The following is an 18,662-nucleotide window of genomic DNA, read 5'->3' as shown; positions in this document are numbered from 1 at the left end:
AGGGCAATCGCCAACCCGCCCCCGGCCCCCAGCGCTATCCGACACCCCCGATGTCGAACCCGCGCCCGGGCCCGCCGAGCGGCCAGCAGCGCCAAGTGGTTTCACGTGGAACGCCGGTCGGGCAGCGGGTCGAGGAGAAGGCCGAAAGCTCCAACGCCCGGCTGGTCCGCGACTCCGGATCGATCGCCATCGCGACTCTGATCAGCCGCATCACCGGATTCGCCAAGCAGCTGATGCTGCTGACCGTGCTGGGCCCGGCCATCGCCTCGGCCTTCACCGTCGCCAGCACCATTCCGACCATGATCTCCGAGCTGCTGCTCGGCGCGGTACTCACCGCCATCGTGGTGCCCACCCTGGTGCGCGCGGAGAAGGAGGACGCCGACGGGGGCGCGGCCTTCGTGCGGCAACTCGTCACCGCGGCCTTCACCATCCTGGCCACCGGCACGATCGTCACCACCGCGCTGGCGCCCGTGCTGACCACGCACGTCTTCCTCTCCAACGACGGCAAGGTCAACACCGGTCTCACCACGGCACTCACCTATCTGCTGCTGCCGGCGCTGCTGTTCTACGGCCTGTCGGCGTTGCTGATGGCGATCCTCAACACCCATCAGATATTCCGGCCCGGCGCGTGGGCACCGGTGCTGAACAACCTGGTGGTGCTGGTGGTGCTCGGCCTCTACGCGCTGACACCGGGCGAGATCACCCTGGACCCGGTTCGCATGGGCGAACCGAAGCTGCTGCTGCTCGGCATCGGCGTCACGCTCGGCGTCATCGTGCAGATGGCGAGCCTGGTGCCGGCCATCCGCCGGGCGGGCATCGATCTGCGGCCACTGTGGGGAGTGGACGCGCGGCTCAAGCAGTTCGCGGGCATGGGCGCGGCCATCCTGCTCTATGTCTTCATCAGCCAGCTCGGCTGGACCTTCGCCACCCGCATCTCCTCGCACGCCGATGTCGGCGGCCCGGCCATCTACCAAAATGCCTGGCTGCTGCTGCAATTGCCGTACGGCGTGATCGGTGTGACGCTGCTGACCGCGATCATGCCGCGGCTGAGCCGCAATGCCGCCGCCGACGACACGCCCGCCGTGGTCGACGATCTCGGCGCGGCGACGCGACTCACCATGATCGCGCTGGTCCCGATCGTCACCTTCCTGACCTTCGCCGGGCCCCAGATCGGCACTGCCCTCTACGGATACGGCCGTTTCGGCGGCGACGCCGGACGGCTCGGCGAGGCCGTGTCGTGGTCGGCCTTCACGCTGATCCCGTACGCGCTGGTGCTGATTCACCTGCGCGTGTTCTACGCGCGTGAACAGGCCTGGACGCCGACCTGGATCATCCTCGGCATCACCAGCGTCAAGATCGTGCTGTCCGCGCTCGCGCCCTACGTCGTCGACGACCGGCACGTGGTCATCGCGCTCGGCGTCGCCAACGGCCTCGGCTTCCTGGCGGGAGCCATCATCGGCGGCTGGCTGCTGCACCGCAGCCTGGGCGATCTGCACATGACCAATGTCGGGCGCACCATCACCCGGGTCGTGCTGACCTCGCTGGCCGGCGGCGCGGTCATGCTCATCGTGGACAAAGTGCTGCGGCTGCAACGGCTTACCGACTCCTTCGGCGGCGTCGGCTCGCTGGTCCGGGTCGGTCTCACCGCGATCGTCATGTTCGGCGTGGCCTTCGGCCTGATGCGCCTGCTCGGCATCCCCGAGATCGTTGCCATCACCGTGGCCATCTCGCGGCGGCTCGGCATCACGCCGCCCGCACCGGATCTCGACCTCGACGGCACGCCGCTCGAGGACATCCACGAGACCACGCTGCTGCCCAAGCCGGATCTGCGCGCCGCGCCGTACTACTACCGCTTCGACCCGTACCTCGACGCGCAGACCATGGTGCTGCCCGTCATCCGGCCCGATGCGGTTGACATCACCGGCACGGGCGAGTTCCCGTACCCTGTTCCGCAGGCAAACGCAACTGCCCGATCCGGCGTGCCCGCGGACAGCCCCCGCGGCAGGCCGGACTCCGGCATCCGCACCACTTCGGATACCGGCGCGGCGGTTCCGGGTCCGACACATCGGTCTTCGACACACCACGGCGAAGGAGGAACCAGGGTGAGCGACGACGCGGCGGGCGGTGTCCCGGCCGCCGAATCAACGACGGCCGCGGGCGGCGGGCTCTCCACGGACACCCCTCCACCCGGCAAGTCCGGCGGAAAGTCCGGTGGCCGTGCGGAATCCGGGGCGCGCCCCGAATCCCAGGCCCGCACCGGCGGCGGCGACCAGGCGGAACCCGACAACCTACCGGAGGAAGGGGACCATCCCGGTCCCGAAACCGGTGTGTACGAGGCCGTCTCGCCGCAGATGCCGCCCATGCGGGTGGAATCGCCGAGCAAGCGCATCCAGCGCGGCCCCAAGCTGACCCCCGGCGCGTCCGTGGCGGGCGGCCGGTACCGGCTGCTGGCCGGTCACGGCGGCGCGCGCGGACTCAAGTTCTGGCAGGCGCTGGATGTGAAACTCGACCGCGAGGTCGCGCTCACCTTCGTGGACGCCGACCAGCAGGCCACCGACAACTCCGGACACGATGGGCCGCAGGCCATTCTGTCCCGCACGCTGCGCCTGGGCCGGATCAACTCGCCCGGCCTGGCCCGCGTGCTGGACGTGGTGCGCGGTTCCTCCGGCGGCATCGTGGTGGCCGAATGGACGCCCGGTCGCTCGCTCAAGGAGATGGCCGAGACCGTGCCCTCGCCGATCGGCGCGGCCCGGGCCATCCGGGCGCTGGCCGCGGCGGCCGAAATGGCGCATCGCGGTGGCGGTTCGCTGTCCATCGACCATCCGGATCGGGTGCGCATCAGCGCCTCCGGCGACGCCGTGCTGGCCTTCCCCGGCACGCTGTCCGACTCGGACGCCCAGTCCGATGTGCGTGGTCTCGGCGCCATGCTCTACGCGCTCATCACCGCGCACTGGCCCATCCGCACCCCCGGCATCTCCGGCACCGCGGCCACCGTGGGCGGACTCCCGCCGGCCGATTTCGGGCCGGACGGAACCCCGGTGGAGCCCAGGACGATTCGGCCCGAGGTGCCCTTCGAGATCTCCGCGGTCGCGGTGCGGTCGCTGGAGTCCAACAAGGGCGTGCGCACCGCCGCCACCGTCCAGCACGTGCTGGAGCAGGCGTCGGTGGTCGACCAGAAGACCGACTTCATCCCGGTGCTGAGACTGGGCCAGAAGCCGCCCAGCGCACCGGACGAGACGCTCGCCGATCCGGAACTGCTCGCCGCCGAGAAGGAACGCTCGCAGCGGATGATGTGGATCCTGGTCGGTCTGGGCGTGCTGGCCGCGCTGGTGGTCGGCGTCATCATCTGGTGGCTGCTCAGCGTCTTCGCGCCCGGCTCGTCCAATGCGCCGCTCAACGAACAGCGCAATATCGGCCTCACCACCTCGGCCACGCCGCCGCCGACCCCGGGCTCGTCCCAGACGCCCGCCGGGGCTCCGGCCACCGGCGGCGTGCCGGTGCCGGTCACCGGCGCGACGGTGTTCTCCCCGGAGGGCACCCCGGACAATGTCGGCAGCGTCGGGGCGGTACTGGACAACAACCCGGCCACCACCTGGCGCACCGACGCCTACTTCCAGCAGTTCCCGGCCCTGAAGAAGGGCGTGGGCGTGCTGACCACCTTGGGCAGCCCCAGCAAGCTGACCAAGGTGATCATCGAATCGCCTTCGCCCGGAACGCAGGTCGAGATCCGCAGCTCGCCGACCGCCTCGCCGACCCTCGATCAGACCCAGCTGATCGGGTCGGCGGTGCTCGGCGACGGCACCACCGAGATCCCGGTGCGGGCCGACCAGCCCGCCCGGTACGTACTTATTTGGATCACCCAGCTCGCCAACAACGGGGGTCAGTTCCAGTCCTCGATCGCGGAAATCCACTTCGAAGCCAGTGTTTAATTTGCCCTCCGCTTCGCTCCGGGCGGGTTCGCGGCCCTGAAGGTCTCGTTCTTCCCTCCCTCCGCTCCTCCCTCCGCTTCGCTCCCCCGCTCCACTCAGTCCAGAACGAGACGGGCCGCGAACCACGTGAGTTGAGCCCTCTGAGCGCCGGTCACAAGTAGATTGCGCGATTCGGACCAAACGCTCGCTACCAGCACTTTTTCTCTCGATTCGTTGCTATCGAATCGTTATCTTCGATATGATCTTGCGTACTCTCGGCAAGGGGAGCTCCCGGGCACCGGCATAGGTCGTGCGTCAGCGGTCCCGGATGACAGCCATAAAACTCGGTGAAGCTCGGCCGTGTTCAGGCCGTGCCCGCCGGTCTGAGGGGATGCATTGTCGTCAGCGAACGAACTCGTGGCAGCGAGGCAGGTCAGCGATCGCGACCTGCTGGCCGCTCACGTCGGCGGCGCGCCGTACGCCTTCGCCGAACTGCTCCGCCGCCACTACGACCATCTCTGGCAGACCGCGCTACGCGCCTCCTACGGTCCCGAGGACGCCGCCGACTCGCTCCAGGACGCGCTGTTCTCGGCGCATCGGGGCACCGGGGCCTACCGGGGTGACGCGGAGGTGCGCAGCTGGCTGCACCGGATCGTGGTGAACGCCTGCCTGGACCGCATCCGCCGCAACAAACTGCGCCGCACCGAACCGCTGTCCGAGCACCCTGCGGACGAACCCCGCTGCCCCCGCGACGATTTCGCGGCGCTCGAGGCCGCCCTGCTGGTCGATGCGGCGCTGTTCGTGCTGCCCGCCGACCAGCGCACCGCCCTGGTCGCGGTGGAGCTGGAGGGCTACTCCATCGCGGATGCCGCTGTGCTGCTGGGAATTCCGGAGGGCACGGTCAAGAGCCGGTGTGCCCGCGGGCGGCGTCGGCTCGAGGCACACCTGCGTGAAATGAACTAGAACAGCGCGATTTCGAGGGAACCTTGTACGGTTCCGCTGCGTCGGATACAAAGACAGGTCTGCGATCCCCACTCGAAGCCCTGGAGGGGCAATGGAGGAAACAGGAGGAGCAATGGCGGGCACGCTGCCCATGCCGCCCTTCTCCACCGAACTGCTCGCCGATCTGCACGGCGGCAGTCTGCCGCCGGACGAATCCGAACGGCTCTGGCCCGTGGTCAGACAGGACCCCGAGGCGATGCGCTATCTGAGCTCCCTCGACCGCGTCGACGCGCGCCTGCGCGACCTCGGCCGCGACGAGCACATCGCCCACCCCATGCCCGCCGAGGTGGCCGCCCGCCTCGAACGCATGATTTCCGACCTGGCCGTCCCCGACGACCCCGAACGACTGGCCACCGTGACGCGGCTCCCCGTCGCGCCGCCACCGGTCACCCGCTCCACCCATCCGGCCCCGGCCAACACCGCGCCGATGCCGATCCTCAACGGCTCCGCCATCTTCGACACCGGCCGCCTCGACCCCCGCGAGCTCGAGTCCGACCTCGAACCGGTGCCGGAGCTCGAGCCGGACGCCGACCTCACCGAGCCCTCCCGGCTCGACGAGCGGCCCTCCCGCCGCCTGCGCTGGCTCACCGTCGCCGCGGCCGCAGCCGCGGTGGTAGCGGGCGCGGTGGTGGCCGTGGACGCCCTGAGCAGCCACACCAGGACCCCCACCGCCCAATCCACGGCCGACGTCCAATTGGACGCCAGCCTGTCGCCGGCCAGCGTGCTCAGCGTCATGGGCCACCACGACATCACCGGCCCGCTCGCCACCGGCAACGCCCTGGCCGCCTGCCTACAAGCAGCCGGTCTGGACCGCCCGATACTCGGCTCGCGCAGCGTAGTGTTCTCCGGCACACCCGGCGTCCTGGTCCTGCTGGCGGGACCGAAACCTCCGCAGATCACCGCGGCCGTCCTCGGAACCGCCTGCGCCCCAGGCAATCCCCAGGTGCTCGGACGCGCCGATATCGGCTGACGTCCGAGGGCGAAGGGGCCCGGGAACAACACCGTTTACGCTGTTGTTGACCGACACGCTCACGCTCGAACAAATCGAGCCAGTCTGCACACAGCTTCGGAGGGCCCCTTGAGCACGCCTGTTCGCGACCTGATCATCGTCGGTTCCGGTCCGGCCGGCTACACCGCTGCGGTGTACGCCGCCCGCGCGGAACTCGAACCGCTCCTCTTCGAGGGCACCCAGTTCGGCGGCGCGCTCATGACCACCACCGAGGTGGAGAACTTCCCGGGCTTCCGCGAGGGCATCATGGGCCCGGACCTCATGGAGGAGATGCGGGAGCAGGCCAAGCGCTTCGGCACCGACATCCGCACCGAGGACGTGGACGAGCTCGACCTGTCCGGTCCCATCAAGAAGGTGACCGTGGGCGGCGAGGTCCACCTGGCCCACGCCGTGATCCTCGCCATGGGCTCCGCGGCCCGCTACCTGAACGTCGCCGGCGAGCAGGAGCTGCTCGGCCGCGGCGTCAGCGCCTGTGCCACCTGCGACGGCTTCTTCTTCAAGGGCCAGGACATCGTGGTGGTCGGCGGCGGCGACTCGGCCATGGAGGAGGCGACCTTCCTCACCAAGTTCGCCAGCTCGGTGACCATCATCCATCGCCGCGAGGAGTTCCGCGCCTCCCGCATCATGCTCGAGCGCGCCAAGAACAACGACAAGATCCGCTTCCTGCTGAACTCGGAAGTCATTGGCGTACACGGCGATACGAGTGTCACCCACCTGACCGTCCGTGACACCCGCACCGGCGAGACCTCCGAGCTGGCCGCCACCGGCCTGTTCGTCGCCATCGGCCACGACCCGCGCAGCGAATTGGTGCGCGGCCAGGTCGATCTGGACGGCGAGGGCTACGTGGAGGTCAAGGGCCAGAGCACCTACACCTCGGTGCCGGGCGTCTTCGCCGCCGGCGATCTGGTCGACCACACCTACCGCCAGGCCATCACCGCCGCGGGCACCGGCTGCCGCGCGGCCATCGACGCCGAGCGCTGGCTCGCCGAGCAGGGTGACATCACCACCAACACCCTCGATCACGCCGGTCAGCCGGTCGAAGTGAACAACTAAAAGGAGCTAGGCATGTCCGACGCCAAGACCAGCGCCACCAAGACGGTGACCGACGCCACCTTCGCCGACGAGGTATTGCTCAGCGAGAAGCCCGTTCTCGTCGACTTCTGGGCGGCCTGGTGCGGCCCGTGCAAGATGGTCGCCCCCGTGCTGGAGGAGATCGCCGCCGCCAATGGCGACAAGATCACCATCGCCAAGCTCGACGCCGACAACAACCCCGAGACTTCGAAGCACTACGGCATCCTGTCGTTGCCTACGATGGTCCTGTTCCAAGGGGGCAAGGAAACCAAGCGGATCGTCGGAGCAAAGGGCAAAGCGGCCCTCTTGCGTGAACTACAAGAAGTTCTTTAACGACGCTGGATAGAATTTCGGCGCTGGCGGGGGCCTACGTGGTTACGCAGGCTTCCGCCTTCGGCCCCTGACCCCAGCACCGGGGTTAGGATGCCTGCACTCGACAGTTGCCGAATATCGGTCCGGGTCTGAAACAATCGTTCGACGCTCCGGTCGTGCGTAGGTGTGAACCGACGCATGAGTGGGTACCCGGGTTGGCGGAAGGAAAGGGCTCTCACGCATGCACCGACTTCGTCACGGCGATACAGGACCAGCCGTAGCAGAGGTTCGGAGCACCCTGGCAAGCCTCGGGTTCCTGCATTCCCATCCCAACAGCGACCCCCAGATGGGGGAGTACTGGAAGGATTCCGACGCCACCTTCGATCATCAGCTGGACTCCGCGGTGCGTGCCTTTCAGCAGCACCGCGGTCTGCTGGTCGACGGCGTGGTCGGTCCGGCCACCTACCGCGCGCTGAAGGAAGCCAGCTACCGCCTGGGTGCGCGCACCCTCATCTACCAGCTGTCCGCGCCGCTGTACGGCGACGATGTCGCCACCCTGCAGCGGCGACTGCAGGATCTGGGCTTCTACGTGCACCGGGTGGACGGCTATTTCGGCCCGCACACCCACGACGCGCTCACCTCGTTCCAGCGCGAGATCGGGCTGTCCTCGGACGGCATCTGCGGTCCCGACACGCTGCGCTCGCTGGATCTGCTGGGCGCGCGCGTCACCGGCGGCAACCCGCACCGCATCGCCGAGGAAGAGGTGGTGCACCGGGCCGGGCCGCAGCTCACCGGCAAGCGCATCGTCATCGATCCGGGCCTGGGCGGCCCGGACAAGGGCTCCGCGGTGCCCACCGAGTACGGCGACGTCTACGAGTCGGAGATCCTCTGGGATCTGGCCAGCCGCCTCGAAGGGCGCATGGCCGCAACGGGTATGGAGACCTTCCTGTCCCGGCCGTGGGGCGCCAACCCCTCCGACGCCGAGCGGGCCGAGACCTCCAACACCTTCGACGCCGACCTGATGATCTCGCTGCGCTGCGCCAGCAATGACAGCGGTTCCGCCAGCGGCATCGCCAGCTTCCACTTCGGCAATTCGCACGGCTCGACCTCCATGATCGGGCAGGTGCTGGCCGGGTTCATCCAGCGCGAGATCGTGGCGCGGACCTCCCTGCAGGACTGCCGCACCCACGCCCGCACCTGGGACCTGTTGCGGCTCACCAAGATGCCCACCGTCCAGGTCGACATCGGTTACCTCACCAACGATTACGACTCCTCGGTGCTGACCAATCCGCGCATGCGCGACGTGATCGCCGAGGCCATCCTGATCTCGGTGAAGCGGCTGTATCTGCTGGGCCAGGACGACCAGCCCACGGGGACTTACACATTCGCCGAGTTGCTCGCCGAGGAATTGGCCGCCGCCGATCGGCTCTGATGTTTCACATGAAACAAACCCCTCCGACCCATTCGGGCCGGAGGGGTTTTTCGTCGAGGGAGTGGAGCTAGCGGGTGGCGATGCGAGTCGGCATGGTCAGCGCCGCCGCGGCGAGCAGCTGATCGAGCGCGCGCTCGACATCTTCCTTCCACAGGTGCTCGTGATCCAGTTCCAGACGCAGGCGCGGGAATCGATGATGCGAGGAGACCACCTTGAATCCGACGTCCTCCAGGAAGTCGGCCTCGATCATGCAATTCTCCGGCGAGCACCCGGACGGCGCCGGTGCGGGGGAGCGCAGGGGCGTGCCGATCCGCTCGCGCAGCGTCATGGAACCGACGGCGGGCATCGGACTGGTCGGCGGTTCCTTGCGAATGCCGAACGCCTCGATGGCCCGCACGCCTCGCCGCACCAGATCGGCCACCACGGCCTGAATCAGCTGATTGGCTATGTCGTTACCGGCAAAGGGCGTTTCGGCGCTCAGCGTGGTCAGCAGCACCGCGTCCGGGCTCACGGGGGAGGTGGGGAACAGTCCGGCCCGCGGTACCGCGCTGGGCGGCGCGTAGAGCGCGCACCCGGCCGATTTGTCGTCCACCATGGCGACCTGCCCGCAGGAGCCCCACTGCAACATCACGGTGGATAGCCAGGCCTCCTTTTCGAAGACCGGGTCGCTGAAGTCATGGGAATCCGCCGCCACCGCCGGATCGATCTCCCAGAACACGCACCGCCGCGCATGTACCGGAAGTTTGTCGAGTCCGCCGAGGGTAAGTGCGGTCACGCTGGTCGACACCGCTCTGCTCAGCCTCCAGCTGTCCGATTCATCCACACTCACGCCGCATCACACAGTGCTCGCCAGCAAGAATAAGCGATCAACGCTTTACGCCTCTCCAGGGCCATAAACCCGAACGTCACAGTGACTTTTCCACTGCGACCCTCGAAGTGGACCCACTCTAGGGCTTGGACTGCTCCATGAGACTGACGATGCGCTCCAGATCGTCGATGGAGCCGAACTCGACAGTGATCTTGCCCTTGCGCTTGCCGAGCTGGACCGTCACGCGGGTGTCGAAGGACTCCGACAACCGCTCCGCCACATCCTGCAAACCGGGCATCTGAATCGGCTTGCGCTTGGGCGCCGGGGGAGCGGCCGCGTCCGGATTCCGGTTGGCCAGCGTCACCGCTTCCTCGGTCGCGCGGACCGACATGCCCTCCGCGACAATGCGCGCCGCGAGCGCCTCCTGCGCATCGGCTCCGGCCTCCAGCGCGAGCACGGCGCGGGCATGCCCGGCCGACAGCACGCCCGCGGCGACCCGGCGCTGCACCGGAATCGGAAGCTTCAGCAGCCGAATCATATTGGTGACGACCGGACGCGAGCGCCCGATGCGCGAGGCCAATTCCTCGTGGGTGACGCCGAACTCCTCGAGCAGCTGCTGATATGCGGCCGCCTCCTCGAGCGGATTCAGCTGCACGCGATGGATGTTCTCCAGCAACGCGTCCCGCAGCATGGAGTCGTCCGCGGTCTCGCGCACGATGGCCGGGATGGCCTCCAGGCCCGCCTCCTGGCTGGCCCGCCAGCGCCGCTCGCCCATGATGAGCTGATAGCGGGGGAGGGGACCGGACTCGACCTGACGCACCACGATGGGCTGCATCAGACCGAATTCCTTGATGGAGTGCACCAGTTCGGCGAGCGCCTCCTCCTCGAAGACGCTGCGCGGCTGCTTCGGATTCGGCTCGATCTGCGCCGGCGGGATCTCCCGGTACACCGCGCCCGCATCGGCGGAGCCGACAGTGGTCGCGTCGAGGGCATCTACCGGATCGGGGACCCGATGCAGATGCGCCGCCCCGGCGGACTGCTGCCCGATCGGGTCGAGACCGATGACGACATTGGCGGCGGCACTGCCGAGCCCGCCGGGTGTGGCTGCCGGACCAGTCGGGATCAATGCCGCGAGGCCGCGCCCCAGTCCACCCTTCTTCGCCTGACTCATCGGCCTACCGACCCCTTCCGTTGTTCACCGCCACCGAAAAAATCACTTACACACCGGATTGTGCGTCGGAAACCGGCGCAACCGCGGTCTGGCGCGCCGACTTCGCCGCAATCTCTCGTCCGGCGTCGAGGTAGCTCATCGCACCCCGCGAGCCCGGATCGTAATCGAGCACGGTCATGCCGTAGCCGGGCGCCTCCGACACCTTGACGCTGCGGGGGATGACTGAGCGCAGCACCGCGTCGCCGAAGTGCCCGCGGACCTCCTCGGCCACCTGGTCGGCGAGCTTGGTGCGGCCGTCGTACATGGTGAGAACGACGGTGGAGACGTGCAATTCGGGATTCAGGTGCGCCTGCACCAGACCGATATTGCGGAGCAGCTGACCCACGCCCTCGAGTGCGTAGTACTCGCACTGAATGGGGATCAGCACCTCCTTGGCGGCGACGAGCGCATTGACGGTGAGCAGACCCAGCGACGGCGGGCAGTCGATCATCACGTAGTCGATGTCGTACCCGGCGAGGTTGGCCTCCTGAATGGCGGCCTTGAGCCGGCCCTCGCGGGCGACCATGGAGACGAGTTCGATCTCGGCGCCGGCCAGATCGATAGTGGCCGGGATGCACAGCAGCCGCTCATTGTGGGGGCTCTGCTGGATGGCGTCGCGCACCGAGCACTCGCCGATGAGGAGTTCGTAGCTGGAGGGAATGCCCGAGTGGTGCTCGATGCCGAGCGCGGTGCTGGCATTGCCCTGGGGGTCGAGATCGATGACGAGCACCCGCATGCCCTGAATGGCGAGCGCGGCGGCCAGGTTCACGGCGGTGGTGGTCTTGCCCACGCCGCCCTTCTGATTGGCGATGGTGATGATGCGCTGTTCGTGCGGGCGCGGAATGTGGGCCTTGGTGCCCGACAGCACCTGACTCGCGCGCTGCGCCTCGGCGGCGATCGGAGTCTCGGTGGGGGAGATGTTCCCGAACGGGGTGCGGCTGAACTCGTCGGTGTCGAAGGGACCGCTATCGAGCATGCCGGGCACCCTGGACGTTGTTTCCCGTGAAACATTCGCCGGACCGTTGGACATACAGGCTCCTAACCCCGAGAACTCAAAGACACGTGGCCGAGCAGAATTTCGCGCACCTGGCAGCAGCAGCCGCGACGCTGCGTTGTCACCGAGGAGATGCGAGGTGCGAGATCGATACCCATTCCGAAGCCGTTCCGCTGACATTCAGCCGATTCGAGCCGGTGCCGGGCATCGCAAGTCTGCGCTCACGCTCGACGTTCACTAGCTTGCCAGTAGGGGACACAATACGGAAGTTGAACGGCCACCTTCGCGGCACGACACACCCAAACCGGGCAAAGCCGTTCATGTTTCACGGGAAACAATCGCGAACCCGCAGGGGTGCAGCAAACCTTAGCGGGCGGAGAGCTTCGTCAGTGACGCTTCGGGTGACTGGTCCCGCGTCGGGCATCCTTGCGCTCGGCACGGCGCTCGGCGCGCGCCAGTCGCTCGGCACTGATCACAAAGGTGGGTGTCTCCAGCACTCCCGCACCGCATTCCAGGACCTCGGCGTGCCCCGCGCCCGCCTTGGTCAGATCCTCGCGATCACGCTCGAGTTCCTCGGCGGCACTGATTCCCTTGAGCGCCAGCATCCGTCCGTGCTCGTGCACCAGCGGCATGGACCAGCCGGCCAGCTTCGCCAGGGGAGCGACCGCACGCGAGGTAACGATGTCCGCGCCGCCTGCCTCCTTCTTCACCCCCGCCTGCTCGGCCCGGCCGCGCACGATGAGCACATTGTCGAGTCCGGCCTCGGACACGAACTCGGCCAGGAAGACGGTCCGGCGAAGCAGCGGCTCCACCAAGGTGATTCGGAGATCGGGTCGCGCGATGGCGAGGGGAATGCCGGGCAGGCCCGCGCCGCTGCCGATATCGACCACGCGGACGCCGTGCGGGATGAGGTCGCCGATCACCGCACAGTTGAGGATGTGGCGATCCCAGAGCCGGGGAACCTCACGGGGACCGATCAATCCGCGCTCCACGCCCGCGGTCGCCAGAGCCGTGTAATAGAGCCGGGCCTTGTCCAGCCGATCGCCGAAAACCACCGCGGCCGCAGCCGGAGGTTCGACCGGACCGGGCGCGGTCATCTCGGTCTCTGGTTCCACGTGAAACATCCCTTCCGAACGCCTTGCCCCCGACCGAACTTCACTACCCCCGAACCTGTCCCCGGATAAGAGTAGGCCCCCGGTCATTTCGATCCGGGGGCCCTGCCTCGAGTGTTCCGCGTGTCAGGCGGGAAGCACCACCACGCGGCGGTTCGGCTCCACGCCCTCACTCTCGCTCACCACGCCGTCCAGCGCGGCCACGGCATCGTGGACGATCTTGCGCTCGAACGGGGTCATGGGGGAGAGGGCCTCGCGCTCACCGGTTTCCAGCACGCGCTTGGCCGCCTCGGTGCCGAGCGCGCTCAGCTCGGAGCGACGCTTGGCGCGCCAGCCCGCGACGTCGAGCATGAGCCGGCTGCGCACGCCGGTCGCTTGCTGCACGGCCAGCCGGGTCAGCTCCTGGAGCGCGTCCAGGACCTCGCCGCGACGGCCGACCAGCTTCGCCAGATCCTTGCCGCCGTCGATGCTCACCACGGCGCGGTCGCCCTCGACGTCGAGGTCGATATCACCGTCGAAGTCGAGCACGTCCAGCAACTGCTCGAGGTAGTCGCCCGCGATCTCACCCTCCTCGATGAGCGCTTCCTCGGCGTCGGTCGCGTCCGGTGCCGCCGTCGCAGCCGTCACAGTGGGATCCCCTCCGTCGGTTTCAACAGTCATGGTTGTTTCCTTCATCTGGAGTTGTAAGCCTCAGCGACGCCGCTTCTGATTGGCGCGACCACGATTACCGGACCGCTTCTTGGCCTGGCCGGGCTTCGCGCCGGGCGCGGGCTTGGAGCCGTTCTGGGAGGCCTGCGGCGCATCGGTCTTCGCGTCCTCGACGGCATCGCTCGAAGCGTCCTCGACCTTGGCGGCCGCCTGCTTCTTGCGTACGTCGACCGGCTTCGCGCCCGGCTTCGGAGCGTTCTGCGCGCGGCGCTCGAGGGCCGCCTGCTTCTTCTCCTCTTCCTCTTTCTCGATCTTGCCGAAGACGAGGTGCTGCTGACCGTAGGTCCAGATGTTGTTGGACACCCAGTAGAGCAGGATGGCGACGGGCAGGAATGGACCACCGACGAGCACGCCGAGCGGGAACACGTACAGCGCCAGCTTGTTCATCATGGCGGCCTGCGGGTTGGCCGCGGCCTCCGCCGACTGGCGGGCCACCGAAGCGCGCGCGTTCATGTGGGTCGCGACACCGGCGATGATCATCAACGGAATCGACACCGCGGCGATGGCAACCTTGCTCGGCACACCGCCCCACTCGGCGAAGGACTGCAGCTGCGCCATGGGCTGGGTGATGTACGACGACAGCGGAGCGCCGAAAAGCCGTGCGGACAGGAAGGACTGGACGTCGGCCGGGCTGAAGATGTAGTTCGCGGTGTTCGCGTTCTGCTCCGCCGTCATGCCGTTGCTGCTGCCGAAGCCACCGAAACCACCGGAACCGACGCGGTTGAACGAGCGCAGCACGTGGAACAGACCGATGAACACCGGCACCTGCAGCAGCACGGGCAGGCAGCCCATGAGCGGGTTGAAGCCGTGTTCCTTCTGCAGCTTCTGCATCTCGACCGTCATCTGCTGCCGGTCGTTCTTGTACTTCTTCTGCAGTTCCTTGATCTGCGGCTGCAGTTCCTGCATCTGCCGGGTGGTCCGGACCTGCTTCACGAACGGCTTGTAGAGCACCAGCCGCAGTGTGAACACCAGGAACACCACGGCCAAGGCCCAGGCGAATCCGCTGTTCTTGCCCAGCACATACCCGAATGCCTGGTGCCAGAACCACAGAATGGCCGACACCGGGTAATAGATGAAGTCGAGCACGGCGCTATGCACTCCCGTCGTTCGTGTCGCCGGTCACCGCGGGCGATGACCCTTCGTAAGTCGATGCCGCGTGCCGGTGCTTACGCTCCGGCACGGGGTCCCACCCACCAGGGTGCCAGGGCGCACATTTCGCCAATCGGACGGCCGTCACTCCGAGCCCGACGAACAGTCCGCGGGTGCGCAACGCCGTCACCGCGTACTCGCTACAGGTAGGAGTGAAGCGGCACACCGGCATACGGGTGGGGGAGATATAGGTCCGATACAGCTCGATGAGGAATATCAGAGCTTTGGCCGGTATCCGGGCAGCGGCGCGCAGTGCGTCCATGGAGTCGTTCTCACACTTCATGATTCGCTGCCGACGGGAGGGTGCCGAGCTTGCGCAGGCCGCTCCGCAGCTGCCGCAGCAGTTCTTCGGAGGGCGCGTCGGCGGCACCCGGCAGGGCGCGAATGACAACGTCTGCGCCCCCGGGCAATTCGTCGGTCAGGGTCGCGCAGATATGACGCAGGCGGCGGGCCACCCGGTGGCGTACCACCGCCGGACCCACCGCCTTGCTGACGATCAAGCCGAAATGCGGACCGCCCACCCGGATGGCCGGGGTCGGTCCGCTGGCTTGGTCGTCGTGTAGCAGTACGTGCACAACGAGGTCCCGTCTCCCGATCCGCCGGCCCTGGCGCACCGTCCGGGAAAAGTCGGTGCGCCGGTGCAGCCGGTAGGGCTCAGGCAGCACCTGAGCATCCAGCGGATTGCGGGCGGATGGGGGACCGGAGACCGGACGGCGAGGCGCACATACGACGCCGCATCCGGGATAGCCGAATCAGGCGGTCAGCTTGGCGCGGCCCTTGCCACGGCGCGCCGACACGATGGCGCGACCCGCACGGGTGCGCATCCGGAGACGGAAGCCGTGGACGCGCGCCCGACGACGGTTGTTCGGCTGGAACGTCCGCTTGCCCTTGGCCACGGTCAACACTCCTCTAGGTGGTGGGCGTCGGTTGACGCCCGAAGCTGTTCGGTGAAACGGTGCTCTCGACGGACGGGCGTCCCTCGGCGCAATACCCTTGTCGGCACGGGCAGCAGACAGCCGCCACCGCACCATAGGGTGACTGTAGAAGGGTACTTACCCCCTGGACGAGGGTCAAACTCGGGGGTAGGCGACCGATTTCGAAGCTGGATCGATCGTTCCGCGTGGCGCTTGCTGGGGGTTCGTGTCGCGGGGCGGTGGTCGTGTACGGTCCTTTCCAGTCCTTGGAGACGCTGCCACTGCGCGCCGCGGTTGACTTTGCCAGCTGATAGCTGTGAACCCGCAGGTACGCGCCCGATTCGGGGAATCAGACACGCGGACACGTGTATCCCCAGGTTTTCCACATCTGTGGATAATTGTGTGGAAAGACCCCTGGAGTGGCATATTCGTAGGGCCGACGGTGCCTCGCCGACGCCCGGTGACTGGGGGAGCCGAGCAGCGAGACCGTCTGCTTCTATCGACCTACATCCGGGGAGGACTACGTTCGTGGACGACGAGCAGAATGTGCTGACCGCTGTCTGGCCGGAGGTGATCGCCGAACTGGCGAGCGGCTCCTCGGATGGGGAGATCCAGCCGGTCAGCAAGGCGCACAAGGCGTGGCTGAACACTATCGAACCGATCACCTTCGCGCAGGGATTCGCCCTGCTCTCGGTGCCGGGCACGATGGCGCAGGTCACCGTCGAACGCGATCTGCGGGAACTCATTCTGCGCTCCCTGGCCCGGCGCGGACTCCAGGTCGAGGGCCTGGGCGTGCGCATTCGCGCGCAGCAGAATCCGCCCGCGGGGCGCTCCGGAAATACGCCCCGGCACGCCCGCATGACCTCCCGCCCGGAACGTCCGCGCGAGCCCGAACCCGCCGCGTACCCGCCGGAGCCGCAGGCCGCCGAGCGTCCACAGCCCATGTACCAGGCGCCCCAGGAGTACGCGGCACCCCGTTACCTGCCTCCACAGGACTATCCGGCCGAGTACGACGAGCGCGATGCTTATCCACCTGTGGATTACGGGCAGCCGCCGATGGCCGAAGAGTTGCCGATGTCCGCGCCGGAGCGTCAGATGGCCGGGCAGGAGCGGCCGATGCCGGTCGGCGAGCCGGCCGCGCCGCCCCGGCGCCGCGAGAATCACCGCAGCGCGCCCATGCCGCCGGGACAGGAGTCGCTGTTCTCGCCGGACCCCGACGACGAACCGGCCCGGCCCGCACCGCAGCGCTACGCCGATGAGCCCGCACCCCAGCGCTACTCGGACGAACCCGCTCCCCAGCGCTATTCCGATGAACCGGCCCCGCCGCGCTATTCGGACGAGCCCGCGCGCCGCCCGGTGGACGAGGCGCACGACGACGAGCCGGTGGTCAATGTCCGCAACTCGTGGCCGACCTATTTCAACCGGACGCCCGAGCGCGAGCCCGCACCCGCCGCGTCCGCCTCGGCCAGCCTGAACGCCAAGTACACCTTCGACACCTTCGTCATCGGCGCCTCCAACCGCTTCGCGCACGCCGCGGCGGTGGCCATCGCGGAGGCCCCGGCGCGCGCCTACAACCCGCTGTTCGTCTGGGGCGCCTCGGGTTTGGGCAAGACCCACCTGCTGCACGCGGCCGGTCACTACGCCCAGCGGCTGTTCCCGGGCATGCGGGTGAAGTACGTCTCGACCGAGGAATTCACCAACGACTTCATCAACTCGCTGCGTGACGACCGGAAGGTGGCGTTCAAGCGCCGCTACCGCGAGACCGACATCCTGCTGGTGGACGACATCCAGTTCATCGAGGGCAAGGAAGGCATCCAGGAGGAGTTCTTCCACACCTTCAACACCCTGCACAACGCCAACAAGCAGATCGTGGTGTCCTCGGACCGCCCGCCCAAGCAGCTGGCGACGCTGGAGGAGCGGCTGCGCACCCGCTTCGAGTGGGGCCTGATCACCGATGTGCAGCCACCGGAGCTCGAGACCCGCATCGCGATCCTGCGCAAGAAGGCGCGCATGGACCGCCTGGACGTGCCGCACGACGTGCTCGAGCTGATCGCCAGCCGGGTGGAACGCAATATCCGCGAGCTGGAAGGTGCGCTGATCCGGGTCACGGCGTTCGCGTCCTTGAACGGGCAGCCGCTGGATCTGTCACTGGCAGAGGTGGTTCTGCGCGATCTCATGCCGGATACCGCGACGCTGGAGATCACGGCGGCCACGATCATGGCCGTGACCGCGGAGTACTTCAACACCACGCTCGAGGAGCTCACCGGTCCCGGCAAGGCCCGCCCGCTCGCGCAGGCCCGGCAGATCGCCATGTACCTGTGCCGAGAGCTCACCGACCTATCCCTACCCAAGATCGGTCAGGCCTTCGGCCGCGACCACACGACGGTCATGTACGCGGAGAAGAAGGTGCGCAAGGAGATGACCGAGCGCCGCCGCGTGTACGACCAGGTTCAGGAACTCACAGCCCGAATTAAACAGCGTTCGCGCTGATCCACAGTCCACAGGGCCCCACGTCGTCTGACGTGGGGTTCTTTGTTTTCCGGGGTTGTGGATTCCTCAAGGAGTCCTCGAGGAAAGGTTGTGGACTCCTCGAGGATTCCCACTGTTGTCCACGGGGTTGCCCCCAGGTCGCCACTCACAGTGGTGCACAGGTGGTAGTCCACAGAACTAACAGGTGAATTCATCCTCGAGGCCTGAGCAGGCCGGATGGCAGTTGTGCCCTGTGGATTCCTCGAGGAGTCCTTGTCAGCTCCTCGAGGAATCCTCGAGGTAGTCCCCGGTTTCATCCTGATGTTGGCTACCGGGCCTCGAATGGGGGAGCAACTCGAGGATGGCTCGAGGATGAATGTGGAACAGCGGATCAACTCCACAGCCATCCGCTGTTCATCCTCGAGCCACCCAAACGACATCCCCACGCCGCCGCACCGCCGGACCTGCGAAAACGGCCGCAGTCCACAGAACTAACAGGACCTACTACTACTTCAGTTCTTCATCTAGAGAAGGTCTTTCTAAAACAGGGTGTGTGGAAACAAG

The 18,662-nt window shown here is 67.4% G+C and carries 16 protein-coding genes; 7 read left to right on the top strand and 9 right to left on the bottom strand.

Annotated features, from left to right (window positions below; translation table 11 throughout):
- Positions 1-50: 50 nt before the first annotated feature.
- The 6 genes from murJ (at position 51) to NS2_RS01555 (ending at position 8,734) form a co-directional block, all read left to right on the top strand.
- A complete protein-coding gene (murJ, locus tag NS2_RS01580) occupies positions 51-3,929 on the top strand; it encodes a murein biosynthesis integral membrane protein MurJ (RefSeq protein WP_071812438.1) in 3,879 nt (1,292 codons plus the stop codon).
- Positions 3,930-4,325: 396 nt separating this feature from the next.
- Positions 4,326-4,871: an RNA polymerase sigma factor SigM gene (gene sigM, locus NS2_RS01575; protein ID WP_033085174.1), complete on the top strand. Its 546-nt coding sequence runs from the start codon at positions 4,326-4,328 to the stop codon at positions 4,869-4,871.
- Positions 4,872-4,983: 112 nt separating this feature from the next.
- Positions 4,984-5,880: an RsmA family anti-sigma factor gene (locus NS2_RS01570; protein WP_036548462.1), complete on the top strand. Its 897-nt coding sequence runs from the start codon at positions 4,984-4,986 to the stop codon at positions 5,878-5,880.
- A gap of 108 nt (positions 5,881-5,988) precedes the next feature.
- Positions 5,989-6,972, top strand: coding sequence for a thioredoxin-disulfide reductase (gene trxB, locus NS2_RS01565; RefSeq protein WP_033085175.1), 984 nt, complete (start codon positions 5,989-5,991; stop codon positions 6,970-6,972).
- Between the two features lie 12 nt (positions 6,973-6,984).
- On the top strand, positions 6,985-7,323 hold the full coding sequence (trxA, locus tag NS2_RS01560; RefSeq protein ID WP_033085176.1) for a thioredoxin: 339 nt from the start codon (positions 6,985-6,987) through the stop codon (positions 7,321-7,323).
- Positions 7,324-7,543: 220 nt separating this feature from the next.
- A complete protein-coding gene (locus NS2_RS01555) occupies positions 7,544-8,734 on the top strand; it encodes an N-acetylmuramoyl-L-alanine amidase (RefSeq protein ID WP_033085177.1) in 1,191 nt (396 codons plus the stop codon).
- A 67-nt stretch (positions 8,735-8,801) separates the two neighbouring features.
- On the opposite strand, the gene NS2_RS01550 is transcribed toward NS2_RS01555, so the two are convergent.
- The 9 genes from NS2_RS01550 to rpmH all read right to left on the bottom strand — a co-directional run bounded on the left by NS2_RS01550 (position 8,802) and on the right by rpmH (position 15,611).
- Entirely contained in the window at positions 8,802-9,521 is a 720-nt protein-coding gene (locus NS2_RS01550; RefSeq protein ID WP_147207052.1) for a GNAT family N-acetyltransferase, read from the bottom strand.
- A gap of 160 nt (positions 9,522-9,681) precedes the next feature.
- A complete protein-coding gene (locus NS2_RS01545) occupies positions 9,682-10,713 on the bottom strand; it encodes a ParB/RepB/Spo0J family partition protein (RefSeq protein ID WP_036548468.1) in 1,032 nt (343 codons plus the stop codon).
- 46 nt (positions 10,714-10,759) lie between these two features.
- Positions 10,760-11,728 carry a ParA family protein gene (locus NS2_RS01540; RefSeq protein WP_370737268.1) on the bottom strand — a complete coding sequence of 323 codons (969 nt, stop codon included), beginning with the start codon at positions 11,726-11,728 and terminating at the stop codon, positions 10,760-10,762.
- 404 nt (positions 11,729-12,132) lie between these two features.
- Entirely contained in the window at positions 12,133-12,870 is a 738-nt protein-coding gene (rsmG, locus tag NS2_RS01535) for a 16S rRNA (guanine(527)-N(7))-methyltransferase RsmG (RefSeq protein ID WP_033085180.1), read from the bottom strand.
- Positions 12,871-12,984: 114 nt separating this feature from the next.
- Positions 12,985-13,518: a Jag family protein gene (locus NS2_RS01530; RefSeq protein WP_045435950.1), complete on the bottom strand. Its 534-nt coding sequence runs from the start codon at positions 13,516-13,518 to the stop codon at positions 12,985-12,987.
- A gap of 30 nt (positions 13,519-13,548) precedes the next feature.
- Positions 13,549-14,652 carry a membrane protein insertase YidC gene (gene yidC, locus NS2_RS01525; RefSeq protein ID WP_033085182.1) on the bottom strand — a complete coding sequence of 368 codons (1,104 nt, stop codon included), beginning with the start codon at positions 14,650-14,652 and terminating at the stop codon, positions 13,549-13,551.
- A 4-nt stretch (positions 14,653-14,656) separates the two neighbouring features.
- The gene (gene yidD, locus NS2_RS01520; protein WP_081985551.1) at positions 14,657-14,977 is read right to left on the bottom strand and encodes a membrane protein insertion efficiency factor YidD; all 321 of its coding nucleotides are present in this window, start codon (positions 14,975-14,977) and stop codon (positions 14,657-14,659) included.
- A gap of 10 nt (positions 14,978-14,987) precedes the next feature.
- Positions 14,988-15,380: a ribonuclease P protein component gene (rnpA, locus tag NS2_RS01515; RefSeq protein WP_071812227.1), complete on the bottom strand. Its 393-nt coding sequence runs from the start codon at positions 15,378-15,380 to the stop codon at positions 14,988-14,990.
- 87 nt (positions 15,381-15,467) lie between these two features.
- Positions 15,468-15,611: a 50S ribosomal protein L34 gene (gene rpmH / locus NS2_RS01510; protein ID WP_033085250.1), complete on the bottom strand. Its 144-nt coding sequence runs from the start codon at positions 15,609-15,611 to the stop codon at positions 15,468-15,470.
- Between the two features lie 723 nt (positions 15,612-16,334).
- On the opposite strand from rpmH, the gene dnaA reads away from it, so the two are divergent.
- Positions 16,335-18,119: a chromosomal replication initiator protein DnaA gene (dnaA, locus tag NS2_RS01505; protein ID WP_491844342.1), complete on the top strand. Its 1,785-nt coding sequence runs from the start codon at positions 16,335-16,337 to the stop codon at positions 18,117-18,119.
- Positions 18,120-18,662: the final 543 nt, after the last annotated feature.

This window comes from Nocardia seriolae NBRC 15557, from assembly GCF_007990715.1.
GTDB lineage: Bacteria > Actinomycetota > Actinomycetes > Mycobacteriales > Mycobacteriaceae > Nocardia > Nocardia seriolae.
Note: the sequence above shows the minus strand (reverse complement) of the source record. Positions and strands in the feature narration are given on the sequence as shown.

Coding starts and splice junctions, on each gene's coding strand:
- murJ (WP_071812438.1), top strand. CDS start 51: ATGTCGAACCCGCGCCCGGGCCCGCCGAGCGGCCAGCAGCGCCAAGTG.
- NS2_RS01570 (WP_036548462.1), top strand. CDS start 4,984: ATGGCGGGCACGCTGCCCATGCCGCCCTTCTCCACCGAACTGCTCGCC.
- trxA (WP_033085176.1), top strand. CDS start 6,985: ATGTCCGACGCCAAGACCAGCGCCACCAAGACGGTGACCGACGCCACC.
- NS2_RS01555 (WP_033085177.1), top strand. CDS start 7,544: ATGCACCGACTTCGTCACGGCGATACAGGACCAGCCGTAGCAGAGGTT.
- NS2_RS01545 (WP_036548468.1), bottom strand. CDS start 10,713: ATGAGTCAGGCGAAGAAGGGTGGACTGGGGCGCGGCCTCGCGGCATTG.
- NS2_RS01540 (WP_370737268.1), bottom strand. CDS start 11,728: ATGCTCGATAGCGGTCCCTTCGACACCGACGAGTTCAGCCGCACCCCG.
- rsmG (WP_033085180.1), bottom strand. CDS start 12,870: ATGTTTCACGTGGAACCAGAGACCGAGATGACCGCGCCCGGTCCGGTC.
- NS2_RS01530 (WP_045435950.1), bottom strand. CDS start 13,518: ATGACTGTTGAAACCGACGGAGGGGATCCCACTGTGACGGCTGCGACG.
- yidD (WP_081985551.1), bottom strand. CDS start 14,977: ATGGACGCACTGCGCGCCGCTGCCCGGATACCGGCCAAAGCTCTGATA.
- dnaA (WP_491844342.1), top strand. CDS start 16,335: ATGGCGCAGGTCACCGTCGAACGCGATCTGCGGGAACTCATTCTGCGC.